This window comes from Caulobacter vibrioides OR37, assembly GCF_000372645.1.
Classification (GTDB): Bacteria; Pseudomonadota; Alphaproteobacteria; order Caulobacterales; family Caulobacteraceae; genus Caulobacter; species Caulobacter vibrioides_E.
In genome coordinates this window covers 1-16,418 of record NZ_APMP01000022.1, presented here as the reverse complement: position 1 = coordinate 16,418, position 16,418 = coordinate 1, and the positions used below count along the sequence as shown (strand labels likewise).

At 67.5% G+C, this 16,418-nt stretch carries 15 protein-coding genes; 5 read left to right on the top strand and 10 right to left on the bottom strand.

The features are described from left to right. Position 1 precedes the first annotated feature (1 nt). From OR37_RS15030 to OR37_RS15015, 4 genes are all read right to left on the bottom strand, one after another. Positions 2–2,272: a chemotaxis protein CheA gene (locus OR37_RS15030; protein ID WP_004621648.1), complete on the bottom strand. Its 2,271-nt coding sequence runs from the start codon at positions 2,270–2,272 to the stop codon at positions 2–4. A 70-nt stretch (positions 2,273–2,342) separates the two neighbouring features. Further along, positions 2,343–2,708 (bottom strand): response regulator, encoded by a 366-nt coding sequence (locus tag OR37_RS15025; RefSeq protein ID WP_004621646.1) that lies wholly within the window; start codon positions 2,706–2,708, stop codon positions 2,343–2,345. Next, entirely contained in the window at positions 2,705–2,992 is a 288-nt protein-coding gene (locus OR37_RS15020; RefSeq protein WP_081612963.1) for an STAS domain-containing protein, read from the bottom strand. Before OR37_RS15020 ends, OR37_RS15025 begins: the two co-directional genes overlap by 4 nt. After that, positions 2,989–4,959 (bottom strand): methyl-accepting chemotaxis protein, encoded by a 1,971-nt coding sequence (locus tag OR37_RS15015; protein WP_004621643.1) that lies wholly within the window; start codon positions 4,957–4,959, stop codon positions 2,989–2,991. The genes OR37_RS15020 and OR37_RS15015 overlap by 4 nt, the downstream gene beginning before the upstream one ends. Before the next feature lie 345 nt (positions 4,960–5,304). Between OR37_RS15015 and OR37_RS15010 the strand changes: the two genes are divergently transcribed. Continuing rightward, entirely contained in the window at positions 5,305–5,616 is a 312-nt protein-coding gene (locus tag OR37_RS15010) for a hypothetical protein (protein WP_004621640.1), read from the top strand. Between the two features lie 107 nt (positions 5,617–5,723). Here OR37_RS15010 and OR37_RS15005 read toward each other — a convergent pair whose 3' ends face one another. The 5 genes from OR37_RS15005 to OR37_RS21865 all read right to left on the bottom strand — a co-directional run bounded on the left by OR37_RS15005 (position 5,724) and on the right by OR37_RS21865 (position 11,673). Next, positions 5,724–7,346, bottom strand: coding sequence for a globin-coupled sensor protein (locus OR37_RS15005; RefSeq protein WP_004621638.1), 1,623 nt, complete (start codon positions 7,344–7,346; stop codon positions 5,724–5,726). A 303-nt stretch (positions 7,347–7,649) separates the two neighbouring features. Next, complete coding sequence (locus OR37_RS15000) at positions 7,650–8,798, bottom strand: acyl-CoA dehydrogenase family protein (protein WP_004621636.1); 1,149 nt, start codon at positions 8,796–8,798, stop codon at positions 7,650–7,652. 98 nt (positions 8,799–8,896) lie between these two features. Continuing rightward, a complete protein-coding gene (locus OR37_RS14995) occupies positions 8,897–10,351 on the bottom strand; it encodes an amino acid permease (RefSeq protein ID WP_004621634.1) in 1,455 nt (484 codons plus the stop codon). Positions 10,352–10,417: 66 nt separating this feature from the next. Continuing rightward, positions 10,418–11,431: a putative sulfate exporter family transporter gene (locus OR37_RS14990; protein ID WP_004621632.1), complete on the bottom strand. Its 1,014-nt coding sequence runs from the start codon at positions 11,429–11,431 to the stop codon at positions 10,418–10,420. Further along, positions 11,428–11,673, bottom strand: a complete 246-nt coding sequence (locus OR37_RS21865; protein ID WP_004621631.1) for a DUF6356 family protein — start codon at positions 11,671–11,673, stop codon at positions 11,428–11,430. The genes OR37_RS14990 and OR37_RS21865 overlap by 4 nt, the downstream gene beginning before the upstream one ends. A gap of 122 nt (positions 11,674–11,795) precedes the next feature. On the opposite strand from OR37_RS21865, the gene OR37_RS14980 reads away from it, so the two are divergent. After that, positions 11,796–12,263 (top strand): Lrp/AsnC family transcriptional regulator, encoded by a 468-nt coding sequence (locus OR37_RS14980; RefSeq protein WP_004621628.1) that lies wholly within the window; start codon positions 11,796–11,798, stop codon positions 12,261–12,263. Between the two features lie 109 nt (positions 12,264–12,372). After that, positions 12,373–13,485 carry a pyridoxal phosphate-dependent aminotransferase gene (locus OR37_RS14975; protein WP_004621626.1) on the top strand — a complete coding sequence of 371 codons (1,113 nt, stop codon included), beginning with the start codon at positions 12,373–12,375 and terminating at the stop codon, positions 13,483–13,485. 3 nt (positions 13,486–13,488) lie between these two features. Here OR37_RS14975 and OR37_RS14970 read toward each other — a convergent pair whose 3' ends face one another. Then, positions 13,489–14,118: a TetR/AcrR family transcriptional regulator gene (locus OR37_RS14970; protein ID WP_004621624.1), complete on the bottom strand. Its 630-nt coding sequence runs from the start codon at positions 14,116–14,118 to the stop codon at positions 13,489–13,491. A 261-nt stretch (positions 14,119–14,379) separates the two neighbouring features. On the opposite strand from OR37_RS14970, the gene OR37_RS14965 reads away from it, so the two are divergent. Together OR37_RS14965 and OR37_RS14960 are read left to right on the top strand one after the other, a co-directional pair. Beyond that, entirely contained in the window at positions 14,380–15,213 is an 834-nt protein-coding gene (locus OR37_RS14965; protein WP_004621621.1) for a UDP-2,3-diacylglucosamine diphosphatase, read from the top strand. Beyond that, positions 15,213–16,304, top strand: a complete 1,092-nt coding sequence (locus OR37_RS14960; protein ID WP_004621619.1) for a glycosyltransferase family 4 protein — start codon at positions 15,213–15,215, stop codon at positions 16,302–16,304. Before OR37_RS14965 ends, OR37_RS14960 begins: the two co-directional genes overlap by 1 nt. The last annotated feature ends 114 nt before the right edge of the window (positions 16,305–16,418 follow it).

Genomic DNA, 16,418 nt, shown 5'->3' with positions numbered 1-16,418 from the left:
CTTACTCCGCGGCGATGAGAGCGGGCTCGGTGGGGCGAGGCGCGCCGCCTTCCCGGCGACGCATCGCGATGGTGGCGTCCACGTCGAGGATCAGCGCGACGCGGCCGTCGCCCAGGATGGTCGCGGCGGCGACGCCCTCGACCTGCTGGTAGTTCTGCTCCAGCGACTTGATGACGACCTGGCGCTGGCCGTGGATGGCGTCGGCCACCAGGGCGGCGCGCGAGCCGTCCTCGCCCTCGACCAGAAGCACGACGCCGTCGGTCGGGTGCGGGCTCTGTTCGCGATAGCCCAGGGTCAGGCCGACATCGATCAGCGGCACGAAGCTGTCGCGAACCGCCAGCACCGAACCCACCGGACCCAGCGGACGCACTTCCTCCGGCTTCGGACGCAGGCTCTCGACGATGGCGGCCAGCGGCACGACCAGGGTCTCGCCCGCCACGTCGACCACCATGCCGTCGAGAACGGCCAGGGTCAGGGGCAGGCTGAGGGTGAAGGTCGAGCCCTGCCCCGGACGCGAGGCGATCGAAATGCGGCCGCCCAGGGCCTGCACCGAGCGCTTGACCACGTCCATGCCCACGCCGCGGCCGGACACGTCGGAAATCTTGTCGGCGGTCGAGAAGCCGGGAAGGAAGATCAGGTTGTCGATCTCTTCGTCGGACAGCTGCAGGTCCGGCGTGATCAGGCCCTTCTTGACCGCGATCGAGAAGACGCGCTCGCGGTTGATGCCCTTGCCGTCGTCGGAGACCTCGATGACGATCCGACCGCTGCGGTGCAACGCGGCCAGGCGCACGACGCCTTCGGGATTCTTGCCGGCCGCCTTGCGCTCCTCGGGGCTTTCCAGCCCGTGGTCGATGGCGTTGCGCAGCATGTGGGTGATCGGGTCGGACAGACGCTCGATGACCGTCTTGTCGACCTCGGTGTTCTCGCCGTCCATCACCAGGCGGGCCTGCTTGCCCGTCATGTTGGCGACTTCGCGGACCAGGCGCGGCATCCGCTGGAACACCGACTTAACCGGCTGGGCGCGGATGGCCATCACGCTGTCCTGGATCTCGCGGGTGAGCTGCTCCAGCTCATCCAGACCCATGGCCAGGTTCGAGGACGGGGCGATGCCGTATTCGCCGACCCGCTGGGCCAGCATGGCTTGGTTGATGACCAGCTCGCCGACGAGGTCGATCAGGCGATCGATACGCTCGGGATCGACGCGGATGACCGATTGGCCAGGGCCTGGCACTTCGACGGGCGTGGCCTTCTGGGCCGCCGGCGCGGCCGCGGGAGGGGCGGCGGGAGCGGCGGGCTTGGGCGGCTCGGCCGCGGGCGGCGCGACGGCGACCTCGGCCACGGGGGCCGGAGGCGCGATCTCGACCGGAGCCGGCGCGGCGGGCTCGACGGCCGGAGCGCTCTCGGCGACCGTCAGCAAGGCGGCCATGGCCTGATCGACGGAGCCTTCGCCGCGAGAAATCTCGAGCTCGCAGTCGCCGTCGACGAATTCGAAGACCTCGCGAATCGCGGCTTCGTCCTCGTCGGTCTCGACGCGCACGCTCCAGGTGACGTAGGCGGCTTCGGGGTCCAGGCTTTCCAGCGGCGGCAAGGCGCTGTCGTCCAGCGTCGCCTTGATCGGACCCAGGCGGTTCAGCTCGCGCAGCAGCAGGGCCGTTTCGTTGGCCTTGCGATAAAGATCCGACTTCGGACGGATCGACACCGTCCAGACATTGCTCGGGATCAGCTCGGCGTCCGCGGCCTGGGCCTCGACCGTGATGGTCTGCGGCACGAAGACGAAGCCCAGATCGTCGTCCTCCAGCGCGTCGTCATCGGCGACCACGGCGGGCGGGACGTCCTCGGCGACCGGCACGGCCGGGGCCGGCGCGGACGCGGCGGCCGGAGCGGCGTTGGGGTCGGTCCATTGCTCAAGCTCGGCGGCCATGGCGGCCGAGGCGGCCATGTCGACGTCGCCCAGTCCCCGCGCGGCGCTCACGTGGTCGGCCAGGATGTCGGACGCGCGCAGAAGGACGGCGGCCAGCTCGACCGTATTGGGCACCGAGCCGCCGCGCACGGCGTCCAGCAGGGTCTCGAACACGTGCGCGAACCGGACCAGCGGCTCGAGGCCGAAGGCCCCGGCGCCGCCCTTGATCGAGTGGACGGCGCGGAACACGGCGTTGACGGTCTCGAGGTCGCCGGCCCCTTCCTGCATGGCCAAGAGACCGCCTTCGAGGTCGGCGAGGAGCTCCTCGCATTCCTGGAAGAAGGTGACCTTGATGGCCTCTAGCTCGTCCATTCCGGCACGTCCCAATTGCGTCTAACAACGAGTATTCATCAGCGGCGCCGAAGCCCCGCCTTGATCAGCCTCAGGCGGCGACCCGGCGAATGGCTTCGACCAGCTTTTCCGGGTTGAACGGCTTGACGATCCAGCCGGTGGCCCCGGCTTCGCGGGCCCGCTGCTTCTTGGCCGGATCGCTTTCCGTGGTCAGGACCAGGATCGGGATGGCGCGGTAGTCGTCGTCGACGCGCACCGCCTCGATGAAACCGAAGCCGTCCAGCTTGGGCATGTTGATGTCCGTGATGATCACGTCCGGACGATGGGCCGACAGGACTTCGAGACCGTGCTCGCCGTCCACGGCCTCGACCACATTGAAGCCGGCGCCGGCGAGGGCCATGCGCAGCATGTCCCGCATGGTCCGGGAATCATCGACCGTGAGAATCGTCTGCGTCACGATTCAGCTCCTTGGAATTCCGCCGAGAGGAGCGCCCCTTCGGCGCCGAATAGACGGATGGTTTCGACGAAGGCCTCCGACGGCCCCTTGATGGAAAACACTTGGCCGTCCTGCTCCCAGGCCTTGCGGCCCGCGAGAAGCACCTGGAGGCAAAGCCCCCCCAGGCGGCGCACCTTGTCCGCCTCGATCTCGATCGCGGCGCCTCGCCGCTCGACGAGAGCCGCCTTCAGAGGCGCGGCGGCCTTGAGGTCCAGGTTTTCAGGCAGCGCGATGGCGGCCATCAGAATTCCTCCCAACCATCCGTGGCGGGGGCCTGAGCGACCGCCGCCGAACCACTGGTCCGCCCGGGACGGGCGAAGGCGTTCAGACGAGCCTGCTGCTCGGCCACCGGGTTGCGCGCCGGGGCGTGCTGGGCCGCGTCGGCGACCGCCGGGCGGCTGTAGGACGAGGACCCGCCGACTTGGAAGCGGGCCATCAGGCGGACCAGCTCGGCGGTTTCACCCTTCAGCGAGTGCGTCGCGGCGGTCGACTGCTCGACCATGGCGGCGTTCTGCTGGGTGACCTGATCCATCTGGTTCACCGCGGTGTTCACTTCATTCAGACCGGTCGCCTGCTCGGCGGCCGAAGCCGCGATCTCGGTGACCAGGGCGTCGATCTCGCCGACCTTCGCCACGATCCGCTGCAGAGCCTCGCCCGTCTGGCCGACCAGGCTGACGCCCTGGCTGACCTGCTGGGTCGAGCTGGAGATCAGGGCCTTGATCTCCTTGGCCGCCTCGGCCGAGCGCTGCGCCAGGGCGCGCACTTCCTGAGCGACGACCGCGAAGCCGCGACCGGCCTCGCCCGCGCGGGCGGCCTCGACGCCGGCGTTCAGAGCCAAGAGGTTGGTCTGGAAGGCGATTTCGTCGATGACCCCGATGATCTGGCTGATCTGCTTGGACGAGTTTTCGATTTCGCCCATGGCCGAGACTGCCTGGTGCACGACCTGGCCGCTATGCGTCGCTTCGCCGCGCGTGGTGGAGACGACGTCGGAGGCTTGGCGGGCGCCCGAGGCCGTGCGACGCACGGTGGCGGTCAGCTCGTCGAGGGCGGCGGCGGTCTCTTCGAGGCTGGCGGCCTGCTGTTCGGTGCGGCGCGACAGGTCGTCGGAGGCGTGGGCGATCTCGTCGGCGCCGGTGCGCAGGCCGTCGGTGGAGGCGGCGATGACCTTCATCGTCTCCTGCAGAGATCCCATCGCGGCGTTAAAGTCGTCCTTCAGCTTGCGGTAGTCGCCGGGGAAATCGGCGGTCACGCGGAAGGTGAGGTCGCCCTGGGCCAGCTTCTCCAGGCCCTGGGCCAGGTTGCTGACGACCGTGGCGGCCTCCTGCGCGGCGGCGGCGGCGGCGGCTTCCTTGGCGCGACGCTCGTCGGCGGTGAGGGCGGCCGTCTTCTCCTGCTCGGCGCGCAGCCGCTCCAGATGCAGTTGGTTGTCGCGGAAGACCTTCAGGGCCGAAACAATGGCGCCCAGTTCGTCGCCGCGGCTCATGCGTTCCAGATCGATGGTGTTGTCGCCCTTCGACAGCTTGTCGGTGGCGGCGGCGATGTCGTTGATCGACTTGCGGGTCGTCATCACCGTGATCCAGGCCAGGCCGGCGACGGCGCCCAGGGTGATCAGCGACAGCACGATCGTGACGCTCATCGCGGCGGTGGCCTCGGCCTGACGCTTGGCGGTCTCGGCCTCGACGCGCTTGTTGGCGGCGGCCACGACCTGATCCAGCGTGCCGGTCATCTTGGCGTACTGCTCCTCGAACGGAGCGATGAACCCGACGGCCATGTTGAAGTCGACGCCGATCATGCCGCTGACCGTGTCGATCGCGCTGCGGCATTCGTCGAGCTGCTTGATCAGTTCGGCGATCTTGGGCTGTTCCTCGGCCGGAAGCTTGGCCTTCAGAGCGGTGAGCTCCTTCTTCACCGCGTCCGTCTCGCTGAGCACCGCGGCCATGCGCGCGTCGTTCTTGGCGACGTCGATGTTGCCGGCCTTGTGCGTCAGGACCGTGTAGAGTTCGCCATTGATGTTGGAGATGCGCTTGGAGATCTTTTGGATCGCCATATTCTCGCGCATGTCGTTTTCAACGACCTGCTTCAAAGCCGCGGATTGGCTTTTCTGAACAATGACCGCTCCGCCCGCCATCAAGGCCAGCATGAGCAGCGCGAAAGCCGGCGCGAAGCCGATCTTGATGATCAACGGTAAATCGACGAGACGGAGCCGTTTCATCGCGAGGTCCCCTCCAACCAGCGATCCGTGCGCACGGATCGCGAAACTGAAGCGAGATATTCCCGATAGAGTCCTAACAGACTCTGACTTGGTTAAAGCCGATTTCGCGAGAAGTGCTCCGGACGTCCAGATAAGGGCAATTGGTCGCAGGTCAGAGTACGGAGAATCTATATAGAATCTCGCGCGAAGTGGGACCGCTCCGACAACCTGTTCATGGTTACCATTAAGTAAATTCGGAATATCATCTATCCGATCAGATTCTTTTAACTCGCTCCTGAGAAGTTGCTGATGCGTCCAGTTGACGCGTCGTCCGCCGGACGGAAAACTTTTACTAGGAGCAGCGGGATGAAATATCCGATCGCTATTGCCGCGGGAGTCGCTGGCAGCTTTTTCGTCGCCCAGGCCGCTTCGGCCGCCGGCGGTTTCGAAGATCAAATGGGCCGTTGCTTGCAGCAGTTCGCCAACACGCGCGACGCCGCGCAAGTGATGCTGGAATGCAACGCCGAGAACGGCAAGCTGTCGGACTGCAAGGTCGTCGACAACAGCGCCGCCGGCAAGGGCTTCGACAAGGCCGCGATGTGCATCGCCGAAAAGCTGCCGATGGGCGCCAAGACCGGCACGGTGAAGGTTCCGTTCCGCTTCCCGGGCGGCGCGTAAGCGTCTCTTCCGATCGGGGGAAACACAACGCCCTCGTCGACCTGGTCGGCGGGGGCGTTCTGCTGTCTGGAGCGCGCCTGACATGCGGAATCTCCGGCGCCCGGACCTTAGAATTCTTCCCATTCGTTAGGGGCCGCCGCCGCGACCGCGACGCCGCCGCGCGCGCTCGACGCCGCGACACGCTGGCGAGGCGCGGCGCGTTCCACCGGGGACGGACTGGGACGCTCGGCCGCCGGCGCGGGAGCCGGATCGCGCCTCGGCGACACCGCCCGCGAGGTCGCCGAAATCGTGAACGCGGACACCTGCTTGATCAGTTCGGCGGTTTGCCCCTTCAGCGAATGGGTCGCGGCGGTCGTCTGCTCCACCATGGCGGCGTTCTGCTGGGTGACCTGGTCCATCTGATTGACGGCGGTGTTCACCTCGTTGAGGCCTTGGGCCTGCTGCTGGGCCGAGGACGAGATTTGGACGATCAGGTCGTCGATCTCGGCCACCTTCGAAACGATCCCGCGCAGCGCCTCGCCGGTCTGACCGACCAGCTCCACGCCGGCGCCGACCTGTCGGGTCGAAGCGCCGATCAGGGTCTTGATTTCCTTGGCGGCCTCGGCCGAGCGCTGGGCCAGGGCCCGCACCTCTTGAGCCACCACCGCGAAGCCTCGGCCCGCCTCGCCGGCCCGCGCCGCCTCGACCCCGGCGTTCAAGGCCAAGAGGTTGGTCTGGAAGGCGATCTCGTCGATGACCCCGATGATGTTGCCGATCTCGCGCGAGCTGGTTTCAATCTCGCCCATCGCGGCGACGGCCTGATCGACCACGACGCCCGACTTCTCGGCCTCGGCCTTGGCGCCGGCGACGACATCCTGAGCCTGCTTGGCCCCATCGGCCGAGCGGCGAATGGTCGAGGTGATCTCGTCCAGCGCCGCGGCGGTTTCTTCCAGGCTGGCGGCCTGCTGTTCGGTGCGCCGGGAAAGGTCGTCGGCGGCGCTGCTGATCTCGTCGGCGCCGGACCGAATGCCGTCGGTGGCTTCGGCGACCCGCGTCATCGCCTGTTCGAGGATCGAGGCGGCGTTGTTGAAGTCATCCTTCAACTTCTGGAATTCCGGTTTGACCTCGACGTTCAAACGCCCCGCGAGGTCTCCGCGCGCCAGACGATCCAGCGCCTCGCCGAGGGCCGACACCATCTGAGCCTGATCCGCCTCGTTCTCGCGGCGCTGAGCTTCCAGGCGCTGACGCTCTTGCTCGATCGTCTCCAGATAGATCGAAATGGCGAAGTCCATGTCCAGCAGGACCGCCTTGATCAGGGCGCTCAGCGACTCGCCCGCCTTGGCCGCGTCGCCTTTGGCGATGAAGCCCCTGGGCCACTGCTCGTCGATCACCGCGCGGATCAGTTGCTCGCTGACCAAAGCGTAGCCGCCGATATACCAGCGCGGCTCCAGGCCGATCCGGGCGTGGGTCTGACCGATCGCGCGGACCGCGTCGACATAGGTCTGGTCGAAGTCCGCGCGCGCGATCACATGCCAGTGCGACTGCTGACGGCCGGAAGCCGCCCGCATATGGCTCTCATCCGAAAAGAAGCGGCTTGTCTCGGGCGTGACCCGCACCCGGGCGTAGAAGGCGTCCAGCGCCTTGCCGATGGTCTTGTGAATGACGGGTTGCAAGTCACGCAGGGCTCCGCGCGCCTTGTCGTCCAATCCCATGAACGCCACTCGCTCGCCGATCGCGTGATCCGGACCCATCACCCATTCCTTTCGAAGCCCACGGCGAGGCTCGGATGGGATGTTTAACGACGGCTTAAATATTCACGTTCCGCGAGTGACAGTATGCCGCATACGCCCACCATTCCACCCAAGGTTCGTCAAATGAAATCCGACGCTTTAACCCTGGAGAGAGGTCCGTATTTGTTGTGGAATGCGACATCTAGCCGCACCACGCCCAATCCGACGCTTCGCGACATTCGACCGCAGTCGAAAATCACGGGAAAGGATTCCCACCGCTCGGTCGTCCGCGTCGAGACTTGTTCAACGCGGCGCGGAACGGACCTATCCCCCGCGCTTGAGGGTCTCGCGAGCGATCACCAGTTGCTGGACCTGGCTGGTGCCTTCGTAGATCCGGAAGATGCGGACGTCGCGATACAGCCGTTCGATCCCGTAGTCGGCGACATAACCCGCGCCGCCGAACACCTGCACGGCCCGGTCGGCCACGCGGCCCACCATTTCGGAGGCGAACAGCTTCGACGCCGCCGCTTCCAAGGTGACATTGGCGCCAGCGTCGCGCTTTCGGGCGGCGTCGAGAACCAAGGCCTTGGCGGCCAGAGCCTCGGTCTTGCTGTCGGCGATCATCGCCTGGATCAGTTGGAAGCTGGCGATGGGCTGTCCGAACTGCTTGCGCTCGCTGGCATAGGCCACGCAGTCGGCGATCAGCCGCTCGGCCACGCCCACGCAAACGGCGGCGATGTGCAGGCGTCCGCGGTCCAGCACCTGCATGGCGACCTTGAAGCCCTCGCCCTCCTCGCCCAACCGGTTCTCGACCGGCACGCGCACATGGTCGAAGGTGACATCGTGAATATGGGCGCCCTGCTGGCCCATCTTCTTCTCGGGCTTGCCGACGGAGAGACCCGGCAGGTCGCGCGGCACGAGAAAGGCCGAGACCCCGCCGCCGCCCTTCACGTCCGGATTGGTGCGGGCCATCACCGTGAATAGCGACGCCTTGCCGGCGTTGGTGATGTAGCGCTTGGCGCCGTTCAGCACGTAAAAGTCGCCGTCCCGCGCGGCCCGGGTCTGCACCGCGGCGCTATCGGACCCGGCTTCCGGCTCGGTCAGGGCGAAGGAGGTGATGATCTCGCCCGAGGCGATGCCCGGCAGCCACTTCGCCTTCTGGGCGTCGTCGCCGAACATCACCAGACCCTGGCTGCCGATGCCGACATTGGTGCCGAAGACCGAGCGGAAGGCCGGCGAGGCGCGACCCAGCTCGATGGCCACCAGCACCTCTTCCTCCATGTCGAGGCCGAGACCGCCGTACTCTTCGGGAATGGAGAGGCCAAACAGGCCCAGGCCCTTCATCTCTTCGATCACGTCGGCTGGAACGGCGTCGTTCTCGGCGACCTGGGCCTCGATCGGCCGCAGCCGCTCGGCCACGAAGCGCGCCACCGTGTCGATCAACTGCTCGCGGGTTTCCAGATCGAGGGCCATGCGCGTTCTCCCGGTGTCCAGCGCCCTCGCTAGAAGCGGGGGCGCGTCAAACATCTGTTTTGCCGAGACTGTAGCGATGGTCCCCGAGAATGGAAGCCTTACCCTGGGGCCTTCTCCGCTTGGGCCAGCACGCTCTTGCGCATCCCGTAGGCGGTGTAGATCACCGCGCCGATCAGATGGGCGTAGAGGAAGTAGCGCTGGGTCTTTTCCGGCAGGCTGTAGAACAGATAGAGGCAGCCCAGGATGCCGGCCGGGGCGACCACCGGCCAGATCGGCGTCGAGAACACGCGCGGGCGATCCGGCTCGCGCAGCCGCAGCACGATCACCGACGCGCCGACCGCGATGAACGCCGCCAGGGTGCCGGCGTTGGCCAGCTCCGCGATGTCCTTCAGCGACAGGAAGCCCGACAGCACCGCCGACAGCACCCCGGTCAACAGGGTCATGAGCACCGGGGTCCCGGTCTTGGCGTTGACCTTCGACAGGGCGCGGGGCAGCAGGCCGTCGCGAGCCATGACGAAGAAGATCCGGCTCTGACCGTACATGAAGGCCAGGATCACGGTGGGCAGGGCGACCACGGCGGCCAGGGCCACCAGCTGGGCCATCTTGCCGTGCTTGAGCGTCTCCAGGATGAACACCAGCGGCGCCTCGCTCTTGGAGAACACCTCGGCGCGGGAAGCCCCGATCGAGGCGGCGGCGACGATCATGTAGATGGCCGTGCAGGCGGCCATCGAGCCGACGATGCCGATGGTCAGGTCCCGCTTGGGGTTCTTGGTCTCCTCGGCGGCGGTCGAGACCGCGTCGAAGCCGTAGAAGGCGAAGAAGATCAGGCTGGCGGCGGCCATGACCCCCACCTTGGCGGCGTCGGGGCCGGCGCCGGCCGGCAGGTGCGCCTGGAAGCCGTTGGGCATGAACGGCGTGAAGTGAGCCGGATCGAAGACGGGCAGGCACAGCGCCACGAAGATGATCAGGGCGACGATCTTCACCGCCACCAGGATCATGTTCACCGTGGCGCTCTCGCGCGTGCCGATGGCCAGGAGCCCCGCCACCGCCATCGAGATGATCACGGCCGGCAAATTGACCAGGCCATGTCCGCCGCCCGGCAGCGTGACGTGCGGCCCGTTCAACAGAAGCTCGGAGAAGCCCGCCGCCTTGAACAGGTCGTGGGCGTGGGCCGACCAGCCGACCGACACGGCCGCGCAGACCAGCGTGTATTCGAGGATCAGGCTCCAGCCGACGAACCAGGCGACGGGCTCGCCCATGGCCGCGTAGCTATAGGTGTAGGCGCTGCCCGCCGCCGGCATCAGGGTCGAGAGTTCGGCGTAGCACAGGGCCGCGCAGGCGCAGACCGCGCCGGCGATCAGGAACGACAGGATGACGCCTGGCCCCGCCAGGCCCGCGCCGATGCCGGTCAGGGTGTAGATGCCGGTGCCGACGATGGCCCCGACCCCGAGCGCCACCAGGTGCGGCCAGCTCAGGGTCTTCTTCAGTTGATGCGCGCCGTCGATGCCGGCGGTGATGGTGTCGATCGCCTTGCGGCGGGTCCAGAAGCTCAAGCGCGGTTCCTCCGACTCTTCGGGGGGACCATGAAGCGGGTTTCGTGCCCCGCCAAGAGCCGTTGATTAGAAGAATATTCTCGTCAGCGCGTAGGCCATGACCGCGACGGCCAGCGTGACCGTGCCCAGCATGATCGCCAGCCGGGGCTTGACCTCCAGCAGCGCCTTGGGGCCCAGCTTGGCCGAGATCGCGCCCACGCCGGCCAGCAGCAGGAAGCTGGAGCAGGCGGTCAGAGCGGAGACCAGCGCCGGCGGGATCAGCCCCAGGCCCCGCGCGCCGGCCAGGGCGGCGAAGCCCCAGACGAACAGCGGCGGCGGCTTCAGCCGGGACAAGGCGCCTGCCTTGCCATCGCTCTCCGCGCCTCGGGTCAGCATCACGCCGATCAGCACCACCGCCGGGCCGAGCCAGACGATGCGGGACAGCTTGGCCAGGGCGGCCGTGCTAGCGGTCTCGGGCGAGACCGAGGCCCCGGCGCCGGCCACCTGGGCGACGTCATGGATCGACAGGCCGAAGAACACGCCCGACTGGTGCGCGGTCAGGCCCAGGGCGTGGGCCAGCGGCGGATAGCCCAGCATGGCGACGGTCGACAGCAGGTTCACGCCCACGATGACCAGGGCCGTGGTCCGCTGGTTGGCGGGGCTGGCCGGGGCGGCCTGCGAGGCGGCCAGGGCGGCCGAGGCGCCGCAGATCGAGCAGGCGGCGGCGGCGATCAGGGCCTCGGCGAAGGGCAGGCCCAGGGCCGTTCCCGCCAAGGCGCCGATGCCCAGGCCGCCCAGCACGACCACGCCGCTGGCCAGCAGGGCCGAACCGCCCAGACCCGCCAGCTCGGCCCAGCTGATCTGGGCCCCCATCATGGCCACGCCCAGGCGCAGACCCGGCTTGGCGAAGAGATCGAGCCCGGCGCCCAGCTGGGCCTGCAGGCCCATCGCGCCCAGCATCATGCCCAGCACCACCGCGATCAGCGGCGCGGGAGCATGCATGTTCTGGGACAGCAGCTTGGCCATCACGGCCAGCAGCAGGCCGGCGATAACGCCGGGACCCAGGCGATTGGCGCTCACGCGCAGAGCGGCGGCGGTCATCCCCGGACGGTCTCGCCCGCCGCGAAGTGCGCGTCGGCCTTGGCGCAGCGGTTCGACAGCCGCTCGTTCAGGCGGCGCACCGTCTGGCTGCCCGTGCGCTCGAAGGCGAACGGCAGAATGCCGTGGACGAGACACGCCAGGCCCGCGCCGAGCAGGGTGAAGCCAAAGCTCCACGCCACGCCCATGTGCTCGCCATAGGTTTCGCCGACCGACTTGGGATGACGGGTGAACGACAGGTCCATGGACGCCCCGCTAGATGACCGAGGCCTCCTAGGATGGGCGAGATTCGGAGAAAGACATGGTTTGAAAGGTTATCAACTCCGCGATACGGAGAATTTCGTTCTCTAGCACACTGGATCGCGAGATGATTGATCTCGATCATATCGACCGCCGCCTGCTGGCCATCCTGCAGGAGGACGCCACCGTCCCGATCGCCGAACTCGCCGACCGGGTGGGCCTGAGCCAGACCCCGTGCTGGAAGCGGGTCAAGCGCCTGCAGGACAGCGGCGTGATCACCGCCAAGGTCGCCCTGCTGGATCGCGACGCGCTGGATCTGGGCCTGACCGTCTTCGTCGCCGTCAAGACCGGCCGCCATGACGAGGAATGGCTCAACGCCTTCGCCGCCGGAGCCCGCGCCCTGCCCGAGGTCATCGAGTTCTACCGGATGAGCGGCGACGTCGACTATCTGCTCAAGGTCGTCGTGCGCGACATCGCCGCCTATGACCGCTTCTACAAGCGCCTGATCGCCACCGCCCCGCTGACCGACGTCTCGTCCAGCTTCGCGATGGAGCAGATCAAGTTCACGACGGCTTTGCCGATAAGCCTGACGTGAGGAGCGTCTTGAGGCTGTCACCAACGGGCGGCAACTAGAGCATCGCGCGGAAAGGCGGACGCCGGCTTTCCGCGAAAATAAAAATCTAGACCGAGCTGGAGAGCGGATCATGGACACGACGCGGCGCAATCTGCTGATCGGCGGCGCGGCCCTGGCGCCGGCTCTGACCCCCGCCCTGGCGCTTGGGGCCGAAACCTCGGTCGATCCGAACGCGCCGCCGGCCATCCGCGCCCATCTGGGCGTCACCGAAAATCCGTTCGGCCCTTCCCCGGCCGCCCGCAAGGCCGCCGCCGACGCCCTGCTGGAGACGCCGTATTACGCCTGGACGCTGGAGCCGCCGCTGGTCAAGCTGATCGCGGCCCGCGACGGCCTCAAGCCCGAGCAGGTCGGCCTGTGCAACGGCTCGCTAGAGGCGCTGTCGCTGCTGTCGACCGCCTTTTCCAAGACCGGCCCCGTCGTCTCGGCCCAGCCCAGCTACGCCACGCCCCTGCTCTATGCCGAGCGCCAGGGCGCCAAGCTGGAATGGGTTCCCGTCGCCGCCGATCACCAGATCGACCTGCCGGCCCTGGCCGAACGCGCCAAGGCCGTGAAGGCCGGCGTCGTCTATGTCTGCAATCCGAACAATCCGACCGGCCTGCTGCTGGATCCCGACGCTCTGCGGGCCTTCATCGTCGAGGTCGCCAAGACCTGTCCGGTGATCGTCGACGAGGCCTATATCGAGATCAGCCCCGACCCCGTCCGCCACTCGATGATGGACCTGGTTCGCGCCGGCCACGACGTGATCGTCGCCCGCACCTTTTCCAAGGTCTACGGCATGGCCGGCCTGCGGGTCGGCTTCATCGCCGGTCCCGAGGCCCGGGTGCGGACGCTGAAGAGCCTGATCCCCACTCACAAGGGCCGCCCCGGCCTGGCGGCGGCGACCGTCTGCTACGGCGACCAAGCCTATCTGGCCGGCGCCAAGGCCTATCTGCAAGGCTGCCGCGAGAAGATCTACGCCATCTGCCGGGCAAATGGTCTGGCCTACCTGCCCTCGCACGGCACCTATGTCTTCGTCGACAGCGGCAAACCGAACCTGGCCTTCCAGAAGACCCTGGCCGCGATGGGCGTCGAGGTGCGCGTGTTCGACAGCCCTCGCCATCCCACCTGGATTCGGGTCGGCACCGCGACGCCCGCCGAACTGGACATCTTCGCCCAGGTGCTGCCCAAGGCGCTGAAGGCCTGACGCCTATTCCGGCCAGAGGTCCTGGATGTCGCCCTTGCGGTTCAGCATGTGCGTCGCCCGCTTGATCACGGCCAGGAGGCGCTCCTTGCGGCCGTCCTTGTCGTAGGTCAGGGTCGAGCGGGCCAGGCCCTCCAGCATGAATCGCGCCAGGTCTCGGCTGGCCTGGAAGCGCGGGCCGGCGCCGGCGTGCAGGATCTTCAGGAAGTGATCGCCGGCCTGGGCGCGGTCAAACTCGGCCTGGGCCGGGGCCAGCAGGGCGCGGATCGCCGGATCGACGCGGCCGGCGGCCTCCAGCTCGGCGAAGGCCTGGAAGGGCACCGAGTGCAGCAGGTCCCAATAGCTGTCGATCGCGTGCTCGGTGACGTCGGCGCCGGCCGGCAGGTTCTCGGCGGCGGCGCGGAACAGGGTCGAGCGCTCGGCCTGGATATGGGCGACGGCGGCCTCGACCAGGGCCTCGCGGGTCGGGAAGTGATAAAGCATCGCGCCGCGCGTCAGGCCGGCGGCGTCGGCGATCGCCGGATTGGTGGCCGCGTGATAGCCGATCTCGGCGATCAGGCGCATCGCGCAGTCCAGAATCCGCGCGCGCGTCTTCTGCGACTTCGGCGTGTCCTTGGCGAGGCGAGCGGCGTCCATCGGGGTGATCTAGTGCGAGGGATGCTGCACCGCAACAGTCCGTAACCGCGCCGGCGGCGAAAGCGGCGCCGCAAGCGCGCGCCTTTTGACGTATGCGCTGAAATTGAGCAATTCCCGACCGGCCGCGGGTAAACAACGGGTAAAAGGCCAGGTCGACATTTCATCAAAGCGACACGCAATCAGCTTAATCGCTCGCCGTTGGCCGCCATCTTCCGATCCGGGGACGGAACGATCTCGCGGCGCCTCAACGGGGGTTCGACCATGAGCGCCGACGTCGCCGTTCGCCGCTACCGCTCCGTCTTCATCAGCGACCTGCACCTGGGCACGCGTGGCTGCCAGGCCGAGTTGCTGCTGGACTTCATCCGCCACATCGAGTGCGACAAGCTGTATCTGGTCGGCGACATCATCGACGGCTGGAAGCTGCGCAGCGGCTGGTACTGGCCCCAGGCCCACAACGACGTGGTCCAGAAGATCCTGCGCATGGCCCGCAAGGGCGCCGAGGTCATCTACGTGCCCGGCAATCACGACGACCGCGTCCGCGACTTCTGCGGCACGCACTTCGGCGGCGTGATCGTGGCCCGCGACGTGATCCACGAGGCCGCCGACGGCAAGCGCTACCTGGTCGTTCATGGCGACGAGTTCGACGGCGTCGTGCAGCACGCCAAGTGGCTCGCCTTCCTCGGAGATTGGTCCTATAGAACCATCCTCATGCTGAACACTCTGGTGAATCGCGCGCGTCGCCGCCTGGGGTTCGGCTACTGGAGCCTTTCGGCGTATCTGAAGGTCAAGGTGAAGAACGCTTTGCAGTTCATCGAGAACTTCGAGGCCGCCGTGGCGGACGAAGCGCGTCGCCGCGGCGTCGACGGCGTGATCTGCGGTCACATCCACAAGGCCGAGATGCGCGACATCGACGGCATCGCCTATGTCAATGACGGCGACTGGGTGGAAAGCTGCACGGCCCTGGTCGAGCACGCCGACGGCAAGCTCGAGATCCTGGAATGGGCCAAGGAGCGGTCGTGGTCGGTGATCGACCGCGCCCGGTCGCTGGGCAAGTCCGCCGCCGAAGAGCCGTTGCCGGAGCCGGCCGCCGCCTGATGCGCATTCTGCTTGCTACCGACGCCTGGGAACCTCAAGTCAACGGGGTGGTCCGCACCCTGACCCGGGTGGTCGAGGAATTGCGCGCCATGGGCCACGAGGTCGATGTCGTCAGCCCCGAACAGTTCCCGACCTTCCCGCTGCCCACCTATCCCGAGATCAAGCTGGCCATCGGCGCCTATGAGCCGGTGCAGGAGCGCTTCAAGTCGTTCGAGCCCGAGGCGATCCACATCGCCACCGAGGGCCCCATCGGTCTGGCCGCCCGCCGGATCTGCCTGGAGTGGAAGCTGCCGTTCACGACCAGCTACCACACCAAGTTCCCCGAATATGTCTCGGCCCGCCTGCCGCTGCCGCTGGCGGCCGGCTACACCTACATGCGCTGGTTCCACAAGCCGTCGGGCCGTCTGATGGTGGCCACGCCCACCATGCGCGACGAGCTGGCCAAGCACGGCTTCCGCAACCTCTCCCCATGGTCGCGCGGCGTCGACACCGACATCTTCAAGCCGCGCCAGCCGGGCGATCCCGATCCGTTCGAGGGCCTGGCGCGCCCGATCTTCCTCAATGTCGGCCGCGTGGCCGTCGAGAAGAACATCGAGGCCTTCGCCAGCCTCGACCTGCCGGGCACCAAGGTCGTTATCGGCGACGGTCCCCAGCGCGAGGAACTGGCCGAGAAATATCCCGAGGTGAAGTTCCTGGGGGCCAAGTTCGGCGACGAGCTGGCGCGCTATTTCGGCGGCGCGGACGTCTTCTGCTTCCCGTCCCTGACCGACACCTTCGGCCTGGTGATCCTGGAGGCGATGGCCGCCGGCGTGCCGGTGGCGGCCTTCTCGGCCCCGGGTCCGGTGGACATCATCCCAGGCTCGAACGCCGGCGTCCTTGCCCCGGGCCAGACCGACGGCCTGAAGGAAGCCTGCCTGGCCTGCCTGGACCTCGACCGCGTCGTGGTCCGCAAGTTCGCCGAGAAGTTCTCGTGGCGCGCCTGCGCCGAGGAATTCTTCCGCAACCTGCAGCCCTACCCCGAACCCGAAAAGACCCGCTTCTGGCGCCGCCTGCGCCGGCTGGCGCGGCTTCGGAAGAAGACGGCGGCGTAAAGGACGGTTCGCGTTTCAACAAAAGCACGGCTTCGCCGCTTCACGCGGCCAGCCGCTGAAGGTCTATGGGGAGGCGACGGAGCGGCCGGGCGACCCCGGAGACCGTAGGGCTTG